Source organism: Rhizobium sp. 42MFCr.1, from assembly GCF_000377185.1.
Lineage (GTDB): Bacteria > Pseudomonadota > Alphaproteobacteria > Rhizobiales > Rhizobiaceae > Rhizobium > Rhizobium altiplani.
Genome location: NZ_KB897844.1, coordinates 54,363 through 73,366, shown reverse-complemented (window position 1 = coordinate 73,366; position 19,004 = coordinate 54,363). Strand labels below are relative to the sequence as shown.

At 59.1% G+C, this 19,004-nt stretch carries 19 protein-coding genes and 1 pseudogene; 15 read left to right on the top strand and 5 right to left on the bottom strand.

The window, feature by feature from the left end; translation table 11 throughout:
• The 5 genes and pseudogenes from C934_RS0122415 to C934_RS0122395 form a co-directional block, all read right to left on the bottom strand.
• Positions 1-220, bottom strand: a pseudogene (locus C934_RS0122415) (IS481 family transposase); the annotation flags it as partial.
• A gap of 63 nt (positions 221-283) precedes the next feature.
• Positions 284-709: an HIT family protein gene (locus tag C934_RS0122410; RefSeq protein ID WP_018858831.1), complete on the bottom strand. Its 426-nt coding sequence runs from the start codon at positions 707-709 to the stop codon at positions 284-286.
• A 53-nt stretch (positions 710-762) separates the two neighbouring features.
• The gene (locus C934_RS0122405; RefSeq protein ID WP_018858830.1) at positions 763-1,953 is read right to left on the bottom strand and encodes a GNAT family N-acetyltransferase; all 1,191 of its coding nucleotides are present in this window, start codon (positions 1,951-1,953) and stop codon (positions 763-765) included.
• Between the two features lie 78 nt (positions 1,954-2,031).
• Entirely contained in the window at positions 2,032-2,751 is a 720-nt protein-coding gene (locus tag C934_RS0122400; RefSeq protein WP_018858829.1) for a glycerophosphodiester phosphodiesterase, read from the bottom strand.
• Positions 2,751-3,218: a RidA family protein gene (locus tag C934_RS0122395; protein WP_018858828.1), complete on the bottom strand. Its 468-nt coding sequence runs from the start codon at positions 3,216-3,218 to the stop codon at positions 2,751-2,753. Before C934_RS0122395 ends, C934_RS0122400 begins: the two co-directional genes overlap by 1 nt.
• Before the next feature lie 137 nt (positions 3,219-3,355).
• Between C934_RS0122395 and C934_RS0122390 the strand changes: the two genes are divergently transcribed.
• From C934_RS0122390 to lpxB, 15 genes are all read left to right on the top strand, one after another.
• Positions 3,356-4,192 carry a cell envelope integrity EipB family protein gene (locus tag C934_RS0122390; protein ID WP_018858827.1) on the top strand — a complete coding sequence of 279 codons (837 nt, stop codon included), beginning with the start codon at positions 3,356-3,358 and terminating at the stop codon, positions 4,190-4,192.
• Between the two features lie 700 nt (positions 4,193-4,892).
• Entirely contained in the window at positions 4,893-5,603 is a 711-nt protein-coding gene (locus C934_RS32375; protein WP_192240746.1) for a pentapeptide repeat-containing protein, read from the top strand.
• A gap of 251 nt (positions 5,604-5,854) precedes the next feature.
• Positions 5,855-6,622, top strand: coding sequence for a 30S ribosomal protein S2 (gene rpsB, locus C934_RS0122380; RefSeq protein ID WP_016553822.1), 768 nt, complete (start codon positions 5,855-5,857; stop codon positions 6,620-6,622).
• Positions 6,623-6,864: 242 nt separating this feature from the next.
• Positions 6,865-7,791 (top strand): translation elongation factor Ts, encoded by a 927-nt coding sequence (gene tsf, locus C934_RS0122375; protein WP_018858825.1) that lies wholly within the window; start codon positions 6,865-6,867, stop codon positions 7,789-7,791.
• Between the two features lie 93 nt (positions 7,792-7,884).
• Positions 7,885-8,607, top strand: a complete 723-nt coding sequence (gene pyrH, locus C934_RS0122370) for a UMP kinase (RefSeq protein ID WP_018858824.1) — start codon at positions 7,885-7,887, stop codon at positions 8,605-8,607.
• A gap of 52 nt (positions 8,608-8,659) precedes the next feature.
• On the top strand, positions 8,660-9,220 hold the full coding sequence (gene frr, locus C934_RS0122365; protein ID WP_018858823.1) for a ribosome recycling factor: 561 nt from the start codon (positions 8,660-8,662) through the stop codon (positions 9,218-9,220).
• A 43-nt stretch (positions 9,221-9,263) separates the two neighbouring features.
• Complete coding sequence (locus tag C934_RS0122360; protein WP_026372003.1) at positions 9,264-10,010, top strand: isoprenyl transferase; 747 nt, start codon at positions 9,264-9,266, stop codon at positions 10,008-10,010.
• Positions 10,010-10,843, top strand: a complete 834-nt coding sequence (locus C934_RS0122355) for a phosphatidate cytidylyltransferase (protein WP_018858821.1) — start codon at positions 10,010-10,012, stop codon at positions 10,841-10,843. The genes C934_RS0122360 and C934_RS0122355 overlap by 1 nt, the downstream gene beginning before the upstream one ends.
• A gap of 28 nt (positions 10,844-10,871) precedes the next feature.
• Entirely contained in the window at positions 10,872-12,005 is a 1,134-nt protein-coding gene (gene rseP / locus C934_RS0122350; RefSeq protein WP_018858820.1) for an RIP metalloprotease RseP, read from the top strand.
• A 194-nt stretch (positions 12,006-12,199) separates the two neighbouring features.
• Complete coding sequence (gene bamA / locus C934_RS0122345) at positions 12,200-14,536, top strand: outer membrane protein assembly factor BamA (RefSeq protein ID WP_025659035.1); 2,337 nt, start codon at positions 12,200-12,202, stop codon at positions 14,534-14,536.
• Positions 14,537-14,586: 50 nt separating this feature from the next.
• On the top strand, positions 14,587-15,648 hold the full coding sequence (lpxD, locus tag C934_RS0122340; RefSeq protein WP_018858818.1) for a UDP-3-O-(3-hydroxymyristoyl)glucosamine N-acyltransferase: 1,062 nt from the start codon (positions 14,587-14,589) through the stop codon (positions 15,646-15,648).
• Entirely contained in the window at positions 15,641-16,108 is a 468-nt protein-coding gene (fabZ, locus tag C934_RS0122335; RefSeq protein WP_018858817.1) for a 3-hydroxyacyl-ACP dehydratase FabZ, read from the top strand. Before lpxD ends, fabZ begins: the two co-directional genes overlap by 8 nt.
• Complete coding sequence (lpxA, locus tag C934_RS0122330; protein ID WP_018858816.1) at positions 16,105-16,923, top strand: acyl-ACP--UDP-N-acetylglucosamine O-acyltransferase; 819 nt, start codon at positions 16,105-16,107, stop codon at positions 16,921-16,923. Before fabZ ends, lpxA begins: the two co-directional genes overlap by 4 nt.
• Before the next feature lie 3 nt (positions 16,924-16,926).
• Positions 16,927-17,808, top strand: coding sequence for an LpxI family protein (locus tag C934_RS0122325; protein ID WP_026372002.1), 882 nt, complete (start codon positions 16,927-16,929; stop codon positions 17,806-17,808).
• The gene (gene lpxB, locus C934_RS0122320) at positions 17,805-18,986 is read left to right on the top strand and encodes a lipid-A-disaccharide synthase (protein ID WP_018858814.1); all 1,182 of its coding nucleotides are present in this window, start codon (positions 17,805-17,807) and stop codon (positions 18,984-18,986) included. The genes C934_RS0122325 and lpxB overlap by 4 nt, the downstream gene beginning before the upstream one ends.
• Positions 18,987-19,004 lie beyond the last annotated feature (18 nt).

The window sequence follows — 19,004 nt, the reverse complement described above, 5'->3', positions numbered from 1 at the left end:
CCACCACGATGGCCTCCTCAGCCGGCGTCAGCACCGTGCTCTTGGGAGACTTAGGCCCCATCGGTGCATCGGCCGTCGTGGTCCGCTCGCGCCATTTGGCCACCGTCTTCGAGTTCAGGCCGTAGCGGGCGGCAAGGGACCGGGTACTTTCATGCGACGCTTGGAGTTCGGCTCGAAGACGCGGCGTCGTGCGGGCGCTGCCGTGAAGAATACTTCCCATAATGCATCCTCTTCCTGACGACTCAGGTTCAATGATGCACCATCACACTCAGGGACTACACACCTAGAGCTCAGCCTTAATCTTCTCCGCGTTCGCCGCGAGTACGGCATTGTCTTCCATCTGCCCGGAATGCGGACGCAGGGCCGTACCTTCAAAACGCGGGATTATGTGGAAGTGCAGGTGAAAGACGGTCTGGCCGGCGGCTGGTTCGTTGAACTGGCAGACGAAGACGCCGTCGGCGTCGAAGGCTTCCTTGACGGCATTGGCGATCTTCTGGACGACGGGGATGGTCTTGGCGAGAACGGTCGGGTCCGCATCGAGCAGGTTGCGTGACGCCGCCTTGGGAAGGACAAGCACATGGCCCGGAGCCTGCGGCATCACGTCCATGAAGGCGATCGTGTCGCTGTCTTCGTAAATGCGGTGCGAGGGAATTTCGCCACGCAGGATCTTGGCGAAAATGTTGTTGCTGTCGTAGGCGGCGCTGGTCATACGAACTCTCCTCGTTGCTGCTGTGATCGCGTAGCGCGGCAGGGGCGAAAGCGTCAATCCTCCTGCTGGCGCTCGCCCTTTCGAAACGGGCTGTGCTCCGTCAGGATCTCGTTCATGTGCTCTACGTCGTCACGCTCGCGCTCGAGATAGTCGGCTATAGCCCGCCGCAACCCAGCATGAGCAACATAATGCGCGGAGTGAGTTGTCACCGGCAGGTAACCTCGTGCCAGCTTGTGCTCGCCCTGGGCGCCGGCTTCCACCCGTTTGAGGCCTTTCGCCAATGCAAAGTCGACTGCCTGATGATAGCAGACTTCGAAATGCAGGAACGGATGGTCCTCGATGCAGCCCCAATGACGGCCATAAAGCGTATCGCCGCCGATGAAGTTGATCGCGCCGGCAATATAGCGACCGTCACGCTTTGCCATGACGAGCAGGATGTCATCGGGCATGCGCTCGCCGATCAGCGAGTAGAATTTGCGCGTCAGGTAAGGCCGGCCCCATTTTCGGCCGCCCGTGTCCATATAGAATTCGAAGAACTGGTCCCAGATCCGTTCTGTCAGATCGCGACCGGTCAGCCAATCAATTTCAATGCCGTGTTCGAGTGCGGTGCGGCGTTCCTTGCGAAGTGCTTTGCGCTTGCGCGACGCGAGCGTTTCCAGAAACTCCTCGTGATTGGCGTAGCCTTCGTTGATGAAGTGGAACTGCTGATCCGTCCTGTGCAGGTAGTCCTCACCTTCGAAGATGCCGATCTCGTCTTCGGGCACGAATGTGATGTGGGCGGAAGAGACGCCAAGCCGGCGCACGACCTCCTTGAGGCTCTCGGCAATTGCGTGCTGGATCGGCAGGCGCTGCAGACCTTCGGCGACAAGCAGGCGCGGGCCGGTCGCAGGGGTAAAGGGGATGGAGCATTGCAGCTTCGGATAGTAGCGTCCGCCGGCTCGTTCGAAAGCATCGGCCCAGCCGTGGTCGAAAACATATTCTCCCTGGCTGTGGTTCTTGAGATAACCGGGCAGGGCGCCGATGAGTTCGCCTTTGTCGGTTTCCAATAGAAGATGATGACCCATCCAGCCGGTTTGTGCGGTCCCCGATCCTGATTCCTCCAGCGAGGACAGGAAAGCATGCGACACGAACGGATTGTAGGCGAGAACGCTGCCTTTGCGGGAGGCCCCGGAAAGCTGAGACCAGCTCTCCGGGGAAATCGCGGTGAAAGACCGCTCGATGCGGATTGAAAGTTCGTCTGTCATGGAGCGAATGCGAGACCGTTTGGGAGGAGAATAGGGCCCACCAACAGTCTGAGCATGATCTTGTCCAAAAAGCGAGCGTCAAACCGAAACGCGCGGATCGAATCCTTCGAACGTCATCTGATCGGCATTCTCGAAGGTATGCTTTCGCCCCTTTTCGTCGCGGACGGTCCAGGTGATGACAACCATGCCCTTTTCGCGCTGGGCGGTTATGAACGGGTTCGGCAGGTCGGCGACGAAATAGGAAATGAAGTCAAGGCCGAGTTTTATCGCCTTTTCATGCACTTCGAATTCTTCCGGCTTGTTGCCACCTGCCGTCAGCCCGAGAGGATAGGGGGCATTGAGCGCCTTCAGATCGCGAAGCAGCCAGTGGTCGAAGCTCATGAGGGCGACCTTGCCTTCATAGCCCTCAAGCACTTCGAGAACTGCTTCGGCAAAGCCCTCGTCATCGGCCTCGCGGCCTTTCAGCTCGATGACCAAGGGAACCTGACCCTTGACGAGATCGAGCAGCTGCCGCAGCGTCGGGATCTTGTCGGTCGTCCCGCCGACGGAGATGAGACCGAGCTCCTTGGACGTGCGTTCGCGCACGTCTCCCTTCAGATTGCACAGACGCTCCAAATCCTCGTCATGGAAGACAACAGGAACGCCGTCGGACGCATAGTGCAGATCGCACTCGATCGCGAATCCTGCATCGACTGCGCGCGTGAAGGCGGAGAGTGTGTTTTCCCAGACCGTCTTGTTGAGGTCATGATAGCCGCGATGGGCGACCGGTTGCTCCTTGAGCCATGCTGCTGAGGTCATCAGGCAATTTCCACGATCGCATCGATTTCGACAGCGGCGTTCATCGGCAACGCGGCCATGCCGACGGCGGCGCGCGCATGCTTTCCGGCCTCGCCAAGCACGCCTGCAATCAGGTTGGAGGCGCCATTGATGACGAGGTGCTGTTCGACGAAATCAGGAGTGGAGGCCACGAAGCCGTTGAGCTTGATGACGCGCTTGATGCGACCGAGATCGTCGCCGAGGGCAGCGCTTGCTTGGGCGATGATGTTGATGGCGCAGAGTTCCGCGGCGCGCTGGCCGGTTGCGACGTCTACATTCTTGCCCAGGTGACCGAGAACAGCAATCTTTCCGCCCTCGAGCGGCAGCTGTCCGGAGATATAGAGAAGGTTCCCGCTGATGACGTAGGGGACGTAGTTGGCGGCCGGTGCAGCAGCCTCAGGCAGGGATATCCCCATTTCTTTCAGGCGTGCAGCGATTTGATCGGGCATTTTCCTCTCCGCTTTTATTGTCAATAGTTCTAAAATTATGCATCAAGGCTTGGAATCTGCTTTGTGACATTTTCGAGCCTCGATTTGGCCGAAAGCGTTCTTATAACATTGCAGGCGAGTCCAACAGGAGATTGTCAATGTTCCGATCGAGTCTTGCCGCACTTCTTCTGGCGAGCGTTTCGACGACCGTCCATGCGGCCGCGCCGGTAACGAGTGCGGCGATCGCGACTGGCCTCGTTGCTCACCGGGCGGTCTACGATCTGGAATTGAAGGATGCCTCCGAGCGCTCCGGCATTTCGGGCATGTCGGGCCGCATGGTTTATGAGTTCGACGGCAATTACTGCACGGGCTTCACCACTAACTTCCGTTTCGTTACCCAGATCGATACGGGCGATGCCGTCCGCGTCAGCGACCAGCAGACAAAGACCTTCGAGAACCTCAAGGACCGCCGGTTCACCTTCGACACCAAATCCTTCACCGACGACCAGCTCGACAAGGAGGTTAACGGTGCCGCGCAGGACCAGGCTGAAGGTGTCAAGGTTGCCTTGACCCAGCCGACCAGCAAGGAGTTGCAGCTGGCGGCAAGCCGGTTCCCAACGGAACATATGCTGGACGTGATCCAGAACGCCAAGGCTGGCAAGCGCCTGTTCGAGGCGCGCGTCTTTGACGGCTCGGACGATGGAGACAAGGCGTTGGTGACGACGACGGTGGTCGGAAAGCAGGTGGCGCCCGCAACCGACGAGGCCGATGCGGGCAACGCTGGCGCCTTCTCGAGGGCAGCCTTCTGGCCGGTCACGATCTCGTATTTCAACGAGAATACGAAGACGGACGCTTTGCCGGTCTACCGTATGTCGTTCAAGCTCTATGAAAATGGCATCACGCGTGATCTGACGATGGACTATGGCGATTTTGTTTTGAGCGGCAGGCTTGCGAAGCTCGAACTGCTCGACAGCAAATCGGCTGCCTGCAAATAACCGGAATGTAGCAAGTGCAACAAGCAGGACATCCCTACCTAAACTCGCACTTCATGAACTTTGTCGCGGGCTGAAGGTTCGATTTCCCAGCTTGAACGGGCCTAATCAGTCTGAAACAGGCGCCCTTTGAACAACCTCTAGAACGTCACGCGTCCGTGTGGCGCGTGAGCCCCATGTGACATCGAATTCTTGGCCCGGCGATCGCATCGCGGCGTTCGCTGCCTCCAAACTAGAGAATTCATAGAAGGCAGTGTGCTTCGAGGGATTGGTTCGGCTCCAAGCGCGCCACGCGTGGAGTGCCCCAAAAGCGCGTACTGCGTCTGGCATATGGCGATCATACCAATCGTCGAAAGGCGCTCGGTCCGCTTCGTTGGGAATATCTGCCTGCACTATTAAAAGCGCTAGAGTGGACATTTTCCGTCCCTTCTCAGATCGCGCATGGCAGGGCGCTCGCCGCTAAGCATATAGGAGATCCGCACGGTTCGCGACAACGCTCTGTCGCATTGCCTCCGAACCTTCGACGAACGCTTGGACACGGTTTTGAGCAGCAATTTTTATGGCATCCGCTGTCTAGTTTCGCAAAGAACCGTCACGAATGCGCACGCCGACGATTGTCGCTAAGTAAACCCTCTCTATGCTAGTAATTCGAAAGGCGTGCTGATTTGGGCGCTAGAGTCGGATTGGAGTGAGAATCTTGACGATGCGGCATGGTGTTTTGAGTGGTGGACTCTATGGTATTTCAACGGGACTGGTTGCGCTGACGTTGTTCGTGAGCCCTCCGGCCCTCGCTGCAGATTGCGGCAGCACGCCGGCGGCAGGAGTTAATTGGAGTGAATGCACCAAGAGGAATCTCATGTTGCAAGGGAGCGACTTCCAGGGTGCCAACCTGGGAGATGCCGATCTCAGCCTGACCAATCTCAGCCACACCAACCTGACCGGAACGAATTTCGAGAAGGCAACACTGGTGCGGGCATGGCTTACGGGAGCGCAGGCCGGCAAGGCGAACTTCTCGAAAATCGAGGCCTATCGATCCGGCTTCGAGAACGTTTTCGCAGAAGGAGCGTCGTTCGCCGGCGCGGAACTCCAACGCTCCAATTTCAATGGTGCAAAGCTCAGTGGTGCGAATTTTGAGAAGGCCGAACTTGGCCGCGCAAGTTTTGACAGAGCCGTTCTTACGGGCGCACGGTTCTCGCTCGCCAATCTATCTCGCGCTGACCTCAGCGAGGCAACATTTGAAGGACCGGTGGCGTTCGATCGCGCCTTCATGTTTCTGACGCGGATCGAAGGGCTTGATTTGTCTGCCGCGACTGGTCTCGAGCAGGCTCAGGTCGATCTTGCCTGCGGGGATGCCAAGACCAAGTTGCCCGCCGGTCTCTCCGCGCCGACAAGCTGGCCCTGCGAGTCCGATTGACGCTTGGCGCGGTGGTGGACGCCAAGGGCCTGCCGGCCCATCCTCTCCACCCCACGCTGGCTGCCGGCTCCGAATGTCGCTTTTTTCGCAGGAAGCCTTGATTTTCTGCGGAAGGGAGGGTAAGGCCACCCGCATTCCACACGTAAGGCATGGGATGGTCCGGGAGAAATCCGGATTGTTCCGCCCGGTGGCATCCTCGAAGAGGGTGCTGTTAGCCTTGCGGAGGTTCAACCGGAAAAGGATTACAAGGCATGGCATTGCCCGATTTTTCTATGCGCCAGCTCCTCGAAGCAGGCGTCCACTTCGGCCACCAGACGCACCGCTGGAACCCGAAGATGAAGCCGTACATTTTCGGCGATCGTAACAACATCCACATCATCGACTTGGCTCAGACCGTTCCGATGCTGTCGCGCGCCCTGCAGGTTGTCTCCGACACCGTTGCTCGTGGCGGCCGCGTTCTCTTCGTCGGCACCAAGCGCCAGGCTTCCGAGCTGATCGCTGACTCGGCCAAGCGTTCCGCTCAGTACTATGTCAACTCGCGTTGGCTCGGCGGTATGATGACCAACTGGAAGACGATCTCCAACTCGATCCAGCGCCTGCGCAAGCTCGACGAAATCCTGTCTTCGGAACAGTCCGGCTACAACAAGAAAGAGCGCCTGAACCTCGAGCGCGAGCGCGAAAAGCTCGACAAGGCTCTCGGTGGTATCAAGGATATGGGCGGCACGCCGGACCTGATGTTCATCATCGACACCAACAAGGAAAAGATCGCGATCGACGAAGCCAAGCGCCTCGGCATCCCGGTTGTCGCAATCATCGACTCGAACTGCGATCCTGATCTGATCGACTATCCGATCCCGGGCAACGACGACGCCTCGCGCGCCATCGCTCTCTACTGCGACCTGATCGCACGCGCTGCCATCGACGGTATCGCTCGCCAGCAGAGCTCGTCGGGCCGCGATCTCGGCGCATCGATCGAAGCTCCGGTTGAGCCGGCGCTCGAAGGCGAAGCCGAAGCCTGATAAAAGAAGCAGTCGGGCTGGATGGCCCGTCATGCTTTCCAGAGATTGGGAAAAGGCCGCTCGCGACTTTCTAAAGTTCGGCGGCCTTGACCGTTTCAGGCGAGGGCGATCAGTCTCTCGCCATTTGAGTTTCGTATGAGGCGTCTTTCATCACGCTGTCATACATACAGGTACATTTCGTGCCTCAATCCGGTGTTGCACCGCCTTTGCGGGCCACCGTTTGAACCGACAAGAGGAAGCTTATGACCGAGATTACGGCTGCACTGGTGAAGGAACTGCGCGAGAAGTCCGGCGCAGGAATGATGGACTGCAAGAAGGCGCTGCTCGAAAACAACGGCGACATCGAAGCATCGATCGACTGGCTGCGCGCCAAGGGCATCTCCAAGGCCGACAAGAAGGCCGGCCGCGCTGCTGCTGAAGGCCTGATTGCCATTGCCGGCGCCGGTCACAAGGCTGTCGTCGTCGAGCTGAACTCGGAAACGGACTTCGTTGCCCGCAACGATGCCTTCCAGGATCTCGTTCGCGGCATCGCCAACGTTGCCCTGTCCACCGATGGCACGGTTGAAGCCATTGCTGCCGCGACATACCCGGCATCCGGCAAGCCGGTCGCCGACACCATCAAGGACGCGATCGCGACCATCGGCGAAAACATGACGCTCCGTCGCGCTGCCAAGCTCGAAGTCGAGCACGGCGTTGTTGCGACCTACATCCACAACGCTGCTGGCGACGGCATCGGCAAGCTCGGCGTGCTCGTCGCCCTGAAGTCGGAAGGTGACAAGGCCGTCCTGACCTCGATCGGCCGCCAGGTTGCCATGCACATCGCTGCGACCAACCCGCTCGCCATCCGCGTCGAAGAAGTCGACGCTGCCGTTGCCGAGCGCGAACGCAACGTCTTCATCGAACAGGCCCGCGAATCCGGCAAGCCGGAAGCCATCATCGAAAAGATGGTCGAAGGCCGTATGCGCAAGTTCTTCGAAGAAGTTGCTCTGCTCTCGCAGGCTTTCGTCATCAACCCCGACCTGACGGTCGGCGCTGCTGTCAAGGAAGCAGAAAAGGAAGCCGGCGCCAAGATCGAAGTCGTCGGCATGGCACGCCTTCTCCTCGGCGAAGGCGTCGAGAAGGAAGAGAGCGACTTCGCTGCTGAGGTGGCCGCTGTCGCCAAGGGCTGATCGACCTATACATGTGAAAACCGAAGGGCATCGCGTGACAACGCGGTGCCCTTCGTGTATCCGGCACACAGCGGTAATATACGAGGAGCCACGATGTCGTCAGAGCCTGTCTACAAACGCGTTCTACTCAAGGCTTCCGGCGAAGCCCTCATGGGCAGCCAGGGATTTGGAATTGATGTAGCGGTCGCAGACCGCATTGCGGCTGACATAGCCGAAGCGCGGCAGATGGGTGTGGAAGTCGGCGTCGTCGTCGGCGGCGGCAACATCTTCCGCGGTGTCGCAGTTGCCTCCAAGGGTGGCGATCGCGTTACCGGCGACCACATGGGCATGCTCGCGACCGTCATCAACGCGCTGGCGCTGGCAACGTCGCTGCGCAAGCTGAACATCGACACTGTTGTGCTCTCGGCGATTGCGATGCCGGAGATCTGCGAGAGTTTCTCGCAGCGCGCGACGCTCTACCATCTGTCGCTCGGCCGCGTCGTGATCTTCGCAGGCGGCACCGGCAACCCGTTCTTCACGACGGACTCGGCAGCCGCGCTGCGCGCCGCCGAAATGGGAGCGGAAGCGATCTTCAAGGGAACGCAAGTCGATGGTATTTATTCGGCTGATCCGAAAAAGGATCCCGAGGCGACGCGCTTCGACCACCTGACGCACAAGGAAGTCCTCGACAAGGGACTGGCCGTCATGGACGTCGCGGCAGTGGCGCTTGCACGGGAGAATTCCATTCCGATCATCGTCTTCTCGATCCACGAGAAGGGTGGTTTTGCTGAAATCCTCAAAGGCGGTGGCCTCAAGACCATCGTCTCTGATAACTGATTGAGTGGGCGGCCTGCTTTGCCGCAGCTTCTACCAAGACGGGAGCAATAAAATGAGTGAAGGCATCGACATCAAGGAACTCAAGCGCCGCATGGATGGCGCGATTTCCGCGTTCAAGCACGATATCGCATCGCTGCGCACCGGCCGCGCCTCGGCCAACATTCTCGACCCTGTCATGGTCGAGGCCTATGGTTCGCGCGTGCCGCTGAACCAGGTGGCAAACGTGACCGTTCCAGAGCCGCGCATGCTTGGCATCTCCGTCTGGGACAAGTCGATGGTCAACGCCGTCGATCGCGCGATCCGCGAGGCCAACCTCGGCCTCAATCCGATCATCGATGGCCAGAACCTGCGTATCCCGCTGCCGGAGCTCAACGAGGAGCGCCGCAAATCGCTGGTGAAGGTCGCCCACGACTATGCCGAGAAGAGCAAGGTTGCGATTCGCCATGTACGTCGTGACGGCATGGACGGCCTTAAGAAAGCCGAAAAAGACGGTGCGATTGGCCAGGACGAAAGCCGGGCACAATCAGATCGTGTGCAGAAGATGACCGACGAGACGATTTCTGAGGTCGACCGCTTGCTTGGCGAGAAGGAAAAGGAAATCATGCAGGTTTAAGGCGCGCTGCGGCTGCGCCTTGGCTGCAAGAACCGGACGGGAAATGTCGGAACGAACATTTTTGACTGTGCCAGAACACGTTGCCATCATCATGGACGGCAACGGCCGATGGGCAAAGCAGCGCGGGCTTCCGCGGACGATGGGGCATCGAAAGGGCGTTGACGCTGTGCGCGAGGCCGTGCGCGCAGCGGGCGACGTCGGGATCAAATATCTCACGCTCTTCGCCTTCTCGTCGGAAAACTGGCGGCGTCCGGAAACGGAGGTCTCGGATCTCCTCGGATTGCTGAAAGCCTTCATTCGTCGTGACTTGGCGGAACTGCATCGCCAGAACGTGCGCGTGAAAGTGATTGGCGACCGGCACAGCCTCAAGAGCGACATCCTCGATCTTCTCGTGGATGCGGAAGAGACCACAAAGACGAATACCGCGCTGACGCTCATCATCGCCTTCAACTATGGCTCGCGCGACGAGATCGCGCGTGCGATGGCGAGCCTTGCACGGGATGTCGAGGCAGGACGGCTGAAGGCGCAGGATATTTCTCCGGCGCTGATCGATGCGCGGCTCGACACGGCCGGGATCCCGGATCCGGACCTGATCATCCGCACAAGTGGTGAAGAACGCCTTTCCAACTTCCTGCTCTGGCAGGCGGCCTACTCCGAGTTCATTTTCGTGCCCGAGTATTGGCCCGATTTCAGCCGGGAGATCTTCTACTCGGCGTTGGAAACCTTCGCGTCGCGCGACCGTCGCTTTGGCGGACTGGTGGCACAGACGGCTGCGGCAGTGGGCACCTGATGCAGCAGGAGCTGAAGCTGCGCATTATTTCGGGCGTAATCCTTGCCGTTATCGTTCTGCTCGCCACTTGGTACGGCGGCGTTGCCTTCAGCCTGCTGTCGGCAGCGATCGGACTGCTGATCTACTATGAATGGTCGACCATTACGAAGCTTGCCACGGAACAGCCGGTCGCCAATGCGATCGGTTGGATAGGGCAGGCGGCAATCGCGGTGGCCGTCGTTGCGGGGACGCTTGGATATTCCCTGCTGCTACTGGTGCTGTTCTTCCTGATTGCTGTCGGCTTCGTGCTTGTGTCCGGCGTATCGCGCTGGTTTCCCACGGGGATCGTGTACGCCGGTCTTACGGGAATTGCCCTTTCGAGCATCCGCGGCTCCGATAGCGTCGGCCTTTTCGCGATGCTCTTTGTATTCGCAGTCGTGTGGTCGACCGACATTCTTGCTTATTTCGTCGGGCGCGCCATCGGTGGCCCGAAGCTGGCGCCGAAGATATCTCCCGGAAAGACATGGTCCGGCGCTATTGGCGGCGCCGTTTCCGCTGTGATCGCCGGTAGCCTGGTTGCCTATTTTGCCTTTCCGCAGAGCCTCGTGCTCGCGGCTCCGGTTGCGTTCATCCTATCGGTATGCAGTCAGAGCGGCGATCTCTTCGAATCCTTCATCAAGCGTCGCTTCGGCGTCAAGGATTCGAGCCACCTGATTCCAGGGCATGGCGGCGTCATGGACCGTGTCGACGGGCTCATTTTCGCCTGCTTTGCGGCGTTCTTGCTAGCTGGGCTTTTTTCGCTGATAAAGGGCGGCGAAATAGCGTCGCTCGGTGCAGCCCTGTTCGGCGTATAATGTCTGCAAAGGCTGGCGGAAAAATCAGATGCTTGGCTTGACCGGTATATTGGCATTCCTGACGGGCTATATCGTGCCCTTTGTCCTCGTGCTGTCATTGCTCGTTTTCGTGCATGAAATGGGCCACTATCTGGTGGGGCGATGGAGCGGCATCCGCATATTGGCGTTCTCGATCGGCTTTGGTCCGGAATTGCTCGGCTTCACCGACAAGCATGGAACGCGCTGGAAGCTCTCACTGATACCGCTGGGCGGCTATGTCCGCTTCTTCGGCGACGAGGATGTATCGAGCAAGCCCGATGACGACAAGCTCGCGTCAATGTCGGAAGAGGATCGTGCGCGGTCCTTCGCCGGTGCGAAGCTGTGGAAGCGTGCCGCAACGGTTGCTGCCGGCCCGATAGCGAATTTCATCCTGGCGATTGCGATTTTTGCGGTTCTCTTCTCGATCTACGGTCGATCGGTTGCTGATCCTGTGGTTGCCGAAGTCAAGCCGGGCAGCGTTGCAGCCGAAGCGGGCGTCGTGCCTGGCGACCTTCTGATCGCCATCGATGGCGCGAGGGTCGAGACTTTTGACGACGTCCGGCGCTACGTCAGCATTCGGCCCGAGCAGCAAATTGTCGTAACGATCGAGCGCAACGGCCAGAAGCTGGATGTGCCGATGGTGCCGGCGCGAACCGATATGACCGACCAGTTCGGCAACAAGATCGAAATCGGCCTGATCGGCATCGTCACCAACCAGGAGGTCGGCCACTTCCGGGTACAGACCTACTCGCCGCTGGAGGCGGTCAAGGAAGGCGCGATTCAGACCTGGCACATCGTAACTGGCACCTTCAAGTATATTGGCAACCTGATCTCCGGCTATATGAAGCCAGACCAGCTTGGCGGACCGATCCGCGTGGCTCAGGCTTCCGGTCAGATGGCGACGTTGGGCGTTGCAGCTTTGCTTCAGCTTGCCGCTGTCTTGTCTGTTTCCATCGGATTACTGAATTTGATGCCGGTTCCGGTACTTGATGGCGGACATTTGATGTTCTATGCGATTGAAGCGGTGAGGGGAAAACCGTTGGGTTCGTCTGCGCAGGACATTGCGTTTCGCATTGGCTTGGCGATGGTTTTGAGCTTGATGGTTTTTGCCACCTGGAACGATATAAGTGCTTTGATTGGTTGATTGCTCGACGAGGGAAATTACCATTTATTTACGATGTTTCAAAGCTGTAGTGGCGAATGCGTCACGCTTTGAAATGAAGTAAACAGAAATTAACTTGCTCCCTTGCTTGTAAGACAAAAGCGGGTAAAACGACACACGTGACCGGAATCGGGGGACGCCTGGGGCCGGGGACGAGAAAAAAGGTAATGGGTGAAATGAAGGCTGGTTCAAGATTTTTGAACGCAGTATCGGCGGTTGCGCTGTCTGCAGGTATTGTTGCTTCGGGAGCAGGTGCAGCGGTTTTCGTCTCCGCTACGACGGCAGAAGCTGCAGTGATTCAGCGCATCGATGTGCGCGGCGCCAGCCGTGTCGGCGCTGAGGCCGTTCGCTCGAACCTCACAATCCAGCCTGGCCAAAGCTTTTCCAACACCGACATCGATGACTCTGTGAAGCAGCTTTACGACACGGGCTATTTCTCCGACGTCAAGATTTCCGTTTCCGGCGGCACGCTGGTCGTGACGGTCCAGGAAGCGCAGCTCATCAACCAGGTCGTCTTCAACGGCAACCGGAAGATCAAGGACGACAAGCTTGCTGCGATCGTGAAGACGCACGCGGCCGGACCTTTTAACGACGCGCAGATCCAGGCGGACATTCAGTCGATCAAGGACGCGTATGCGGCAACCGGTCGCAGCGAGGTCCAGGTGACCACGCAGGTCGTGCCGCTCGGCGAAGGTCGCGTCAATCTGGCTTTCGTCATTGACGAAGGTGATCGCACCAAGATCGGCGCCATCAATTTCGTTGGCAACAATGCCTATAGCTCCGGCCGTCTCGCTTCGGTCATCAACACGAAGCGCTCCAACTTCCTGTCGTTCCTGACACGCAAGGACGTCTACAGCGAAGACAAGCTTCGCGCTGACGAAGAGGCGCTGCGTCAGTTCTATTACAATCGCGGCTTTGCCGACTTCCGTATCATCTCGTCGGACGCGACCTTCGACGAGGCGACCAACAAGTACACGTTGACCTTCAATATCGAAGAAGGTCCGCGCTACAATTTCGGCGCCGTAACCGTGCAATCGACGGTTCCCGGAGTTGATGCCACGCAGTTGCAGGGGCTCGTCCGCACTCGCGAGGGCCAGGTCTACAGCGCCAAGGAAGTCCAGAAGTCGATGGAAGCGATCTCTGACCAGGTCGCCTCCGCTGGATATCCTTTTGCGCGCGTAACGCCGCGCGGCAATCGTGACCTGGCGAACAACACGATCGGCGTCGAATACCTCGTTGACCAGGGCGAGCGCGCCTATGTCGAGCGTATCGAAATCCGCGGCAACAGCCGCACGCGCGACTTTGTCATTCGTCGCGAGTTCGACATGAGCGAAGGCGACGCCTTCAATCAGCAGATGATCACGAGGGCAAAGCGCCGTCTCGAAGCTCTCGGCTACTTCTCGTCGGTCAACATCTCGACGCAGCCGGGCAGCTCTCCGGACCGCGTTGTCGTTGTGGTTGATGTGCAGGACCAGTCGACGGGTTCGTTCGGTATCGGCGCGGGCTATGCGGCCGGCGGCGACGGCCTGCTGCTTGAAGCTTCGGTCGAGGAAAAGAACTTCCTGGGTCGCGGTCAGTATATCAAGATCAGCGCTGGTGGTGGTCAGGAAGGTTCTCGTACCTATGGCTTGAACTTCACTGAGCCTTACTTCCTCGGTTACCGTTTGGCTGTCGGTTTCGACCTCAATCACAGCGAGACGTCGAGCAACGATAACTACGACTACGAAGAAAACAGCGGTGTTCTTCGTGCCACGGCGCCGATCACGGAAGATCTGGCGACGACGTTCCGCTACAACTACAAGCAGATGAAGTACGATCCCTCGGGTTCGCTGAGCGATCTGTCTGCGCCGTATCAGAACCTTGTTGAGAATAGCCCATGGGTAAAGTCGTCTGTTTCGCAGACGCTGACCTACAACACGCTTGACGACATGACGCTGCCGCGCGAAGGCATCTACGCAAGCGTTACGCAGGAAATTGCTGGTATCGGCGGTGACTCGCAGTTCTATAAGATCTACGGCAAGGCGCGGTATTTCCATCTGCTGGCCGATGATGCTGACATTATCGGCTCGGTTACGGGTTCGGCGGGTTATGTTGTAGGCTTTGACAAGAGCCTGAACGTCTTTGACCAGTTCACGCTGACCAACGGCGATATCAGAGGCTTCGAAAACAAGGGCATCGGCCCGCGCATTGCCGGGGCGAACGACGATCCGCTCGGCGGTACGACCTATTTCACGGTCTCGGCTGAAGCGACGTTCCCGCTCCCGTTGGTTCCGCGCGACTTTGGCCTGCGTGGCGCCTTGTTCGCCGACGCTGGCACGCTGTTCGGCAATGATGTCGACCCGCTCGGTGATACTGTGAACGGCGAAGATGCGTCACTCCGTGCGTCCGTCGGCGTTGGTCTTATGTGGGCGTCGCCATTCGGTACGCTGCGCGTCGACTACGCTATTCCGGTCGCCAAGGAAGACTTTGACAAGACGCAGCACTTCAAGTTTGGCATAAACAACCAATTCTGATATCGGCAGTCCGGAACCGTAAAACCGAATTCCGTTCTGGAGATTTGCCGATGGAGCAAAATAGCTTTTTTCTGCCCCATGATGGCGTGAAACTCTCGGAGTTGGCGCAGTATCTTGGGGCAGAGCTTGCTGACCCCAAAAATGCAGATGTCGTGATCCGTTCCGTTTCCCCCGTAAGTCGGGCGAAGGCGGGCGATCTCTGTTACATCATCTCGAAGCGGAGCAAGGACGAGCTTGCGACGTGCGAAGCGTCTGCAGTGCTTTGCAGCGCGGGGCTGCGCTCGCTGGTGCCGGATCATCTGCCTGTTCTGATTTCGAAGAATGCCCATGCGGCCTTTGCGATGGCGGGAGGTTTCCTCTACCCGAAGGCGCTGCGCCCAGAAGCCCTTTTTTCCGAAGCCCCTGGTATTTCGGATCGCGCGGTTGTTGATCCTACGGCCCGTCTCGAAGGGAAGGTTTCGATCGAGCCGATGGCGGTGGTCGGTGCGCACGCTGAAATCGGCGAGGGTACACATATTGGCGCCGGCGCTATCATTGGGCCCAACGTCAAGATCGGCCGCAATTGCACGATCGCGGCTGGCGCAAGCGTGCTCTGCGCCCTCATTGGCAACAGCGTCATCATTCACAATGGTGCACGGATCGGCCAGGATGGTTTCGGCTACGCTCCGGGTCCACGCGGGATGATCAAGATCGTTCAGATCGGCCGGGTGATCATCCAGGATCATGTCGAGATTGGCGCGAATACAACGATTGATCGTGGTACGATGGATGATACGGTCGTCGGCGAGGGCACGAAGATCGACAATCAGGTCCAGATCGGCCACAACGTCCGCATCGGGCGTCACTGTGCCATCGTTTCGCAGGTCGGCATTGCCGGCAGTACGGTGCTTGGCGACGGCGTGCAGATCGGCGGTCAGGCAGGACTGAACGGACATATCAAGATTGGCGACGGGGTGCAGATCGCTGCAAAGAGCGGCGTGATCGGAGACATCCCCGCTGGTGAGCGCTACGGCGGTGTGCCGGCCCGCCCCATCAACGATTTTCTACGGGAGACGGCCGCGATTTTGGCGCGATCAACCGGCGGCAAGAAAACGGGAGAAAAGAATGACTGAGGAAGCAAAGACTTCGCTCTCTTCGGCAGATATCATCGAGATCATGAAGCTGCTGCCACACCGGTATCCGTTCTTGCTCGTAGACCGGATTATCGAGATCGATGGCGACGAATCCGCGGTCGGTATCAAGAACGTGACTGCAAACGAACCGCATTTCACCGGTCACTTTCCGGAATCGCCAATTATGCCGGGAGTTCTGCTCATCGAGGGGATGGCGCAGACGGCCGGCGCGATCTGCGCCAAGAAGCAGGGCGAAACCGGCAATCTCGTCTACTTCATGACGATCGATAACGCGCGTTTCCGCAAGCCGGTCGTTCCCGGCGATCGCGTCGAATACCACGTGAAGAAACAGAAACAGCGCGGTAATATCTGGAAGTTCCATTGCGATGCTAAGGTTGATGGAGCGCTCGTCGCCGAAGCCGACATCGGGGCGATGATCGTTCGCAAGGATCAGGCATGAGCACGATAGCAGCCAGCGCCAGCATTCACGCCATGGCGGTCGTCGAAGATGGCGCCGTGATTGGCGAGAACGTGAAGATCGGCCCTTTCTGCCATGTCGGGCCGAAGGTCGTGCTGGGTGATAACGTGGAGTTGCTGGCGCATTCGGTCGTATCCGGCAGGACGACGCTTGGTAAGGGGTGCCGCGTTTTCCCGATGGCCGTGATCGGCGGCGATCCGCAGAGCGTCCATCACGGCGGCGAAGAAACGACCTTGACGGTCGGCGACAACTGCACGTTCCGCGAGGGCGTCACGGTGAACACGGGTACTGCCGATTTTGGTGGCCAGACGATTGTTGGCGACAACAACCTTTTCCTGGCGAATTCGCATATCGCCCATGACTGCCGGGTAGGAAACAACGTCATCATGTCCAACAACGTGATGCTCGCCGGCCATGTGACGATTGAGGACCGTGTCATTCTTGGTGGTGGCTGTGCCGTGCACCAATTCACACGTGTCGGTCGCCAGGCGTTCGTCGGCGGTCTCTCTGCGGTCAGCTATGACGTCATTCCCTATGGCATGCTGAACGGCAATCCGGGCCTTCTGAGTGGACTGAACGTCGTTGGCATGACCCGCGCCGGTGTTGACCGGGCGACGATTCATGCCGTGCGGCGCGCCTACAAGGCGATTTTCGAAGGCGCCGGTTCGATCCGTGCCAACGCCGCCGCGATCCGGGATGAACACGCCGATTGCGAGCAGGTCCTTCAGATCCTCGACTTCATCGCAGCCGATAGCGATCGCGCTCTTTCCTCTCCGACCAGGGGACAGAAAGGGTGATGCTTGGCTCTCGCGGGTGACATGGCAAAAGGCCGCTTGGCCATCATCGCAGGTAGCGGGCTTCTGCCGTCCTATGTCGCCACCGCGGCGCGGCAAGCAGGTGAAAATCCCTTTATTATCGCTCTGAAGGACGAGGCCGATCGCTCTTGGGAAGGCTTTGACCATGCGGTTATCGGGGTCGGAGATTTTGCCGCTCTCAGTCGGATATTCGAAGGCAACGGCATCGACCGCGTCGTGATGTCTGGTGGTGTACGCCGGCGTCCGGAATGGCGCGAAGTGCGGCCGACGCTGAGGACCCTCGTGAAATTACCGTCGACAATCCGGACGCTGCTCGCTGGTGGCGACGATACCGTGTTGCGGATGGTCATCACGCTGATCGAAGAGAATGGGCGCCGGGTCGTCGGCGCGCACGAGATCGCACCGGATCTGCTGGCATCGGTCGGTCCGCTGGGCGCTGTGCGACCAAGCCTCGATAATGCGAAGGACATCGCGCGAGCCGCAGAAGCAGCGGATGCGCTCGGCAGGCTGGACGTCGGTCAAGGGTCGGTGTCGGTCGGCGGTCGCATTGTCGCGCTCGAAGGCGTGGAAGGCACGGACAGCATGCTGGAGCGTGTCGCCGAGCTGCGGTCGGCGGGGCGAATTTCTCAGCGCCGCAGCGGCGTGCTGGTGAAACTGTGCAAACCGCAGCAGGATATCCGCGCGGACCTGCCATCGATCGGCATTTCGACGATCGAGAACCTGCAGAGAGCAGGACTTGCCGGAGTGGCTGTGGAGGCGGGCCGCTCGCTCATCCTGGAGCGCGACGCCGTCATCAAGGCTGCCGATGGAGCCGGTATCTTTGTATGCGGACTGGATAGGGGATTGCCATCCTGGGGGCTGGCGTGAGCGAAGCTTCACTGAGAGTTGCCATTGTTGTTGGAGAGGTTTCGGGCGACCTCCTGGGTGCCGACCTGATCGCCGCTCTGAAACGAAAGTTTCCTGGCGACGTGGAACTCATCGGCGTTGGCGGCGAGGGGCTGGAGGCGCAGGGTCTGCGCTCGCTTTTCGATTTCGCCGACCTTCAGGTCATGGGCATCACCCAGGTGCTTTCGAAGCTGCCGCGGCTCGTTCGGCGTATCGGTGAGACGGCGTCGGCCATCATCGCCGCAAAGCCTGATGTGCTTATTATCGTCGACAGTCCTGACTTCACGCACAGGGTCGCAAAGCGTGTTCGCACGGTGCTGCCCAGCTTGCCTGTCGTCAACTACGTTTGCCCCAGCGTATGGGCGTGGAAGGAATACCGGGCGCAGCGCATGCTCGCCTATGTCGACCATGTGCTCGCTGTGTTGCCATTCGAACCGGACGTGATGCGCAAGCTGGGCGGGCCGCCGACAACTTATGTCGGCCACCGCTTGACAGCCGATCCCAACCTGTTGGATGCACGACGCCAGCGCGCGCAGACGAAGCCGCGAAACCAGGCCGACCGCAAGACAGTCATGCTTCTGCCGGGTTCGCGCTCGTCGGAGATCGCCAAGCTGCTGCCACACTTTGGCGATGCCATTAGCGAGTTGGTAGCGCGCAACGGCGAGATGCGTATTATTTTGCCGACGATGCCACGCCGCGAAGCCATGATCCGTGAGCTCGTCAAGGATTGGACGGCCAAGCCGGAGATCGTGACGGGAGCCGAGGCGAAGTGGCGAGCGTTCACGGAGGCCGATGCCGCCATGGCTGCCTCCGGCACTGTCGTGCTTGAGCTGGCTTTGACGGGCGTTCCCTGTGTTTCGGCGTACAAGACGGACTGGATCATCAGGCTCATGACCAGCAAGATCAAAACGTGGAGTGCTGCGCTTCCGAACTTGATCGCCGATTACGCTGTTGTGCCCGAGTATATCAACGACGTGGTCCGAGGCGGCAGCTTCGCTCGCTGGATGGAGAAGCTTTCAGCGGATAGCCTGCCACGGCAGGCAATGATGCAGGGCTTCGACGTTCTCTGGCAGAGAATGCAGACCGAGAAGCCGCCGGGAGAACATGCGGCAGAGATTGTTCTCGACGTTCTCCAAAAGAAAAAGCCCGGTCATTTCTGACCGGGCTTTTTGCTGTCT

Coding starts and splice junctions, on each gene's coding strand:
- C934_RS0122410 (WP_018858831.1), bottom strand. CDS start 709: ATGACCAGCGCCGCCTACGACAGCAACAACATTTTCGCCAAGATCCTG.
- C934_RS0122405 (WP_018858830.1), bottom strand. CDS start 1,953: ATGACAGACGAACTTTCAATCCGCATCGAGCGGTCTTTCACCGCGATT.
- C934_RS0122400 (WP_018858829.1), bottom strand. CDS start 2,751: ATGACCTCAGCAGCATGGCTCAAGGAGCAACCGGTCGCCCATCGCGGC.
- C934_RS0122395 (WP_018858828.1), bottom strand. CDS start 3,218: ATGCCCGATCAAATCGCTGCACGCCTGAAAGAAATGGGGATATCCCTG.
- C934_RS0122390 (WP_018858827.1), top strand. CDS start 3,356: ATGTTCCGATCGAGTCTTGCCGCACTTCTTCTGGCGAGCGTTTCGACG.
- C934_RS32375 (WP_192240746.1), top strand. CDS start 4,893: ATGCGGCATGGTGTTTTGAGTGGTGGACTCTATGGTATTTCAACGGGA.
- rpsB (WP_016553822.1), top strand. CDS start 5,855: ATGGCATTGCCCGATTTTTCTATGCGCCAGCTCCTCGAAGCAGGCGTC.
- tsf (WP_018858825.1), top strand. CDS start 6,865: ATGACCGAGATTACGGCTGCACTGGTGAAGGAACTGCGCGAGAAGTCC.
- pyrH (WP_018858824.1), top strand. CDS start 7,885: ATGTCGTCAGAGCCTGTCTACAAACGCGTTCTACTCAAGGCTTCCGGC.
- frr (WP_018858823.1), top strand. CDS start 8,660: ATGAGTGAAGGCATCGACATCAAGGAACTCAAGCGCCGCATGGATGGC.
- C934_RS0122360 (WP_026372003.1), top strand. CDS start 9,264: ATGTCGGAACGAACATTTTTGACTGTGCCAGAACACGTTGCCATCATC.
- C934_RS0122355 (WP_018858821.1), top strand. CDS start 10,010: ATGCAGCAGGAGCTGAAGCTGCGCATTATTTCGGGCGTAATCCTTGCC.
- rseP (WP_018858820.1), top strand. CDS start 10,872: ATGCTTGGCTTGACCGGTATATTGGCATTCCTGACGGGCTATATCGTG.
- bamA (WP_025659035.1), top strand. CDS start 12,200: ATGAAGGCTGGTTCAAGATTTTTGAACGCAGTATCGGCGGTTGCGCTG.
- lpxD (WP_018858818.1), top strand. CDS start 14,587: ATGGAGCAAAATAGCTTTTTTCTGCCCCATGATGGCGTGAAACTCTCG.
- fabZ (WP_018858817.1), top strand. CDS start 15,641: ATGACTGAGGAAGCAAAGACTTCGCTCTCTTCGGCAGATATCATCGAG.
- lpxA (WP_018858816.1), top strand. CDS start 16,105: ATGAGCACGATAGCAGCCAGCGCCAGCATTCACGCCATGGCGGTCGTC.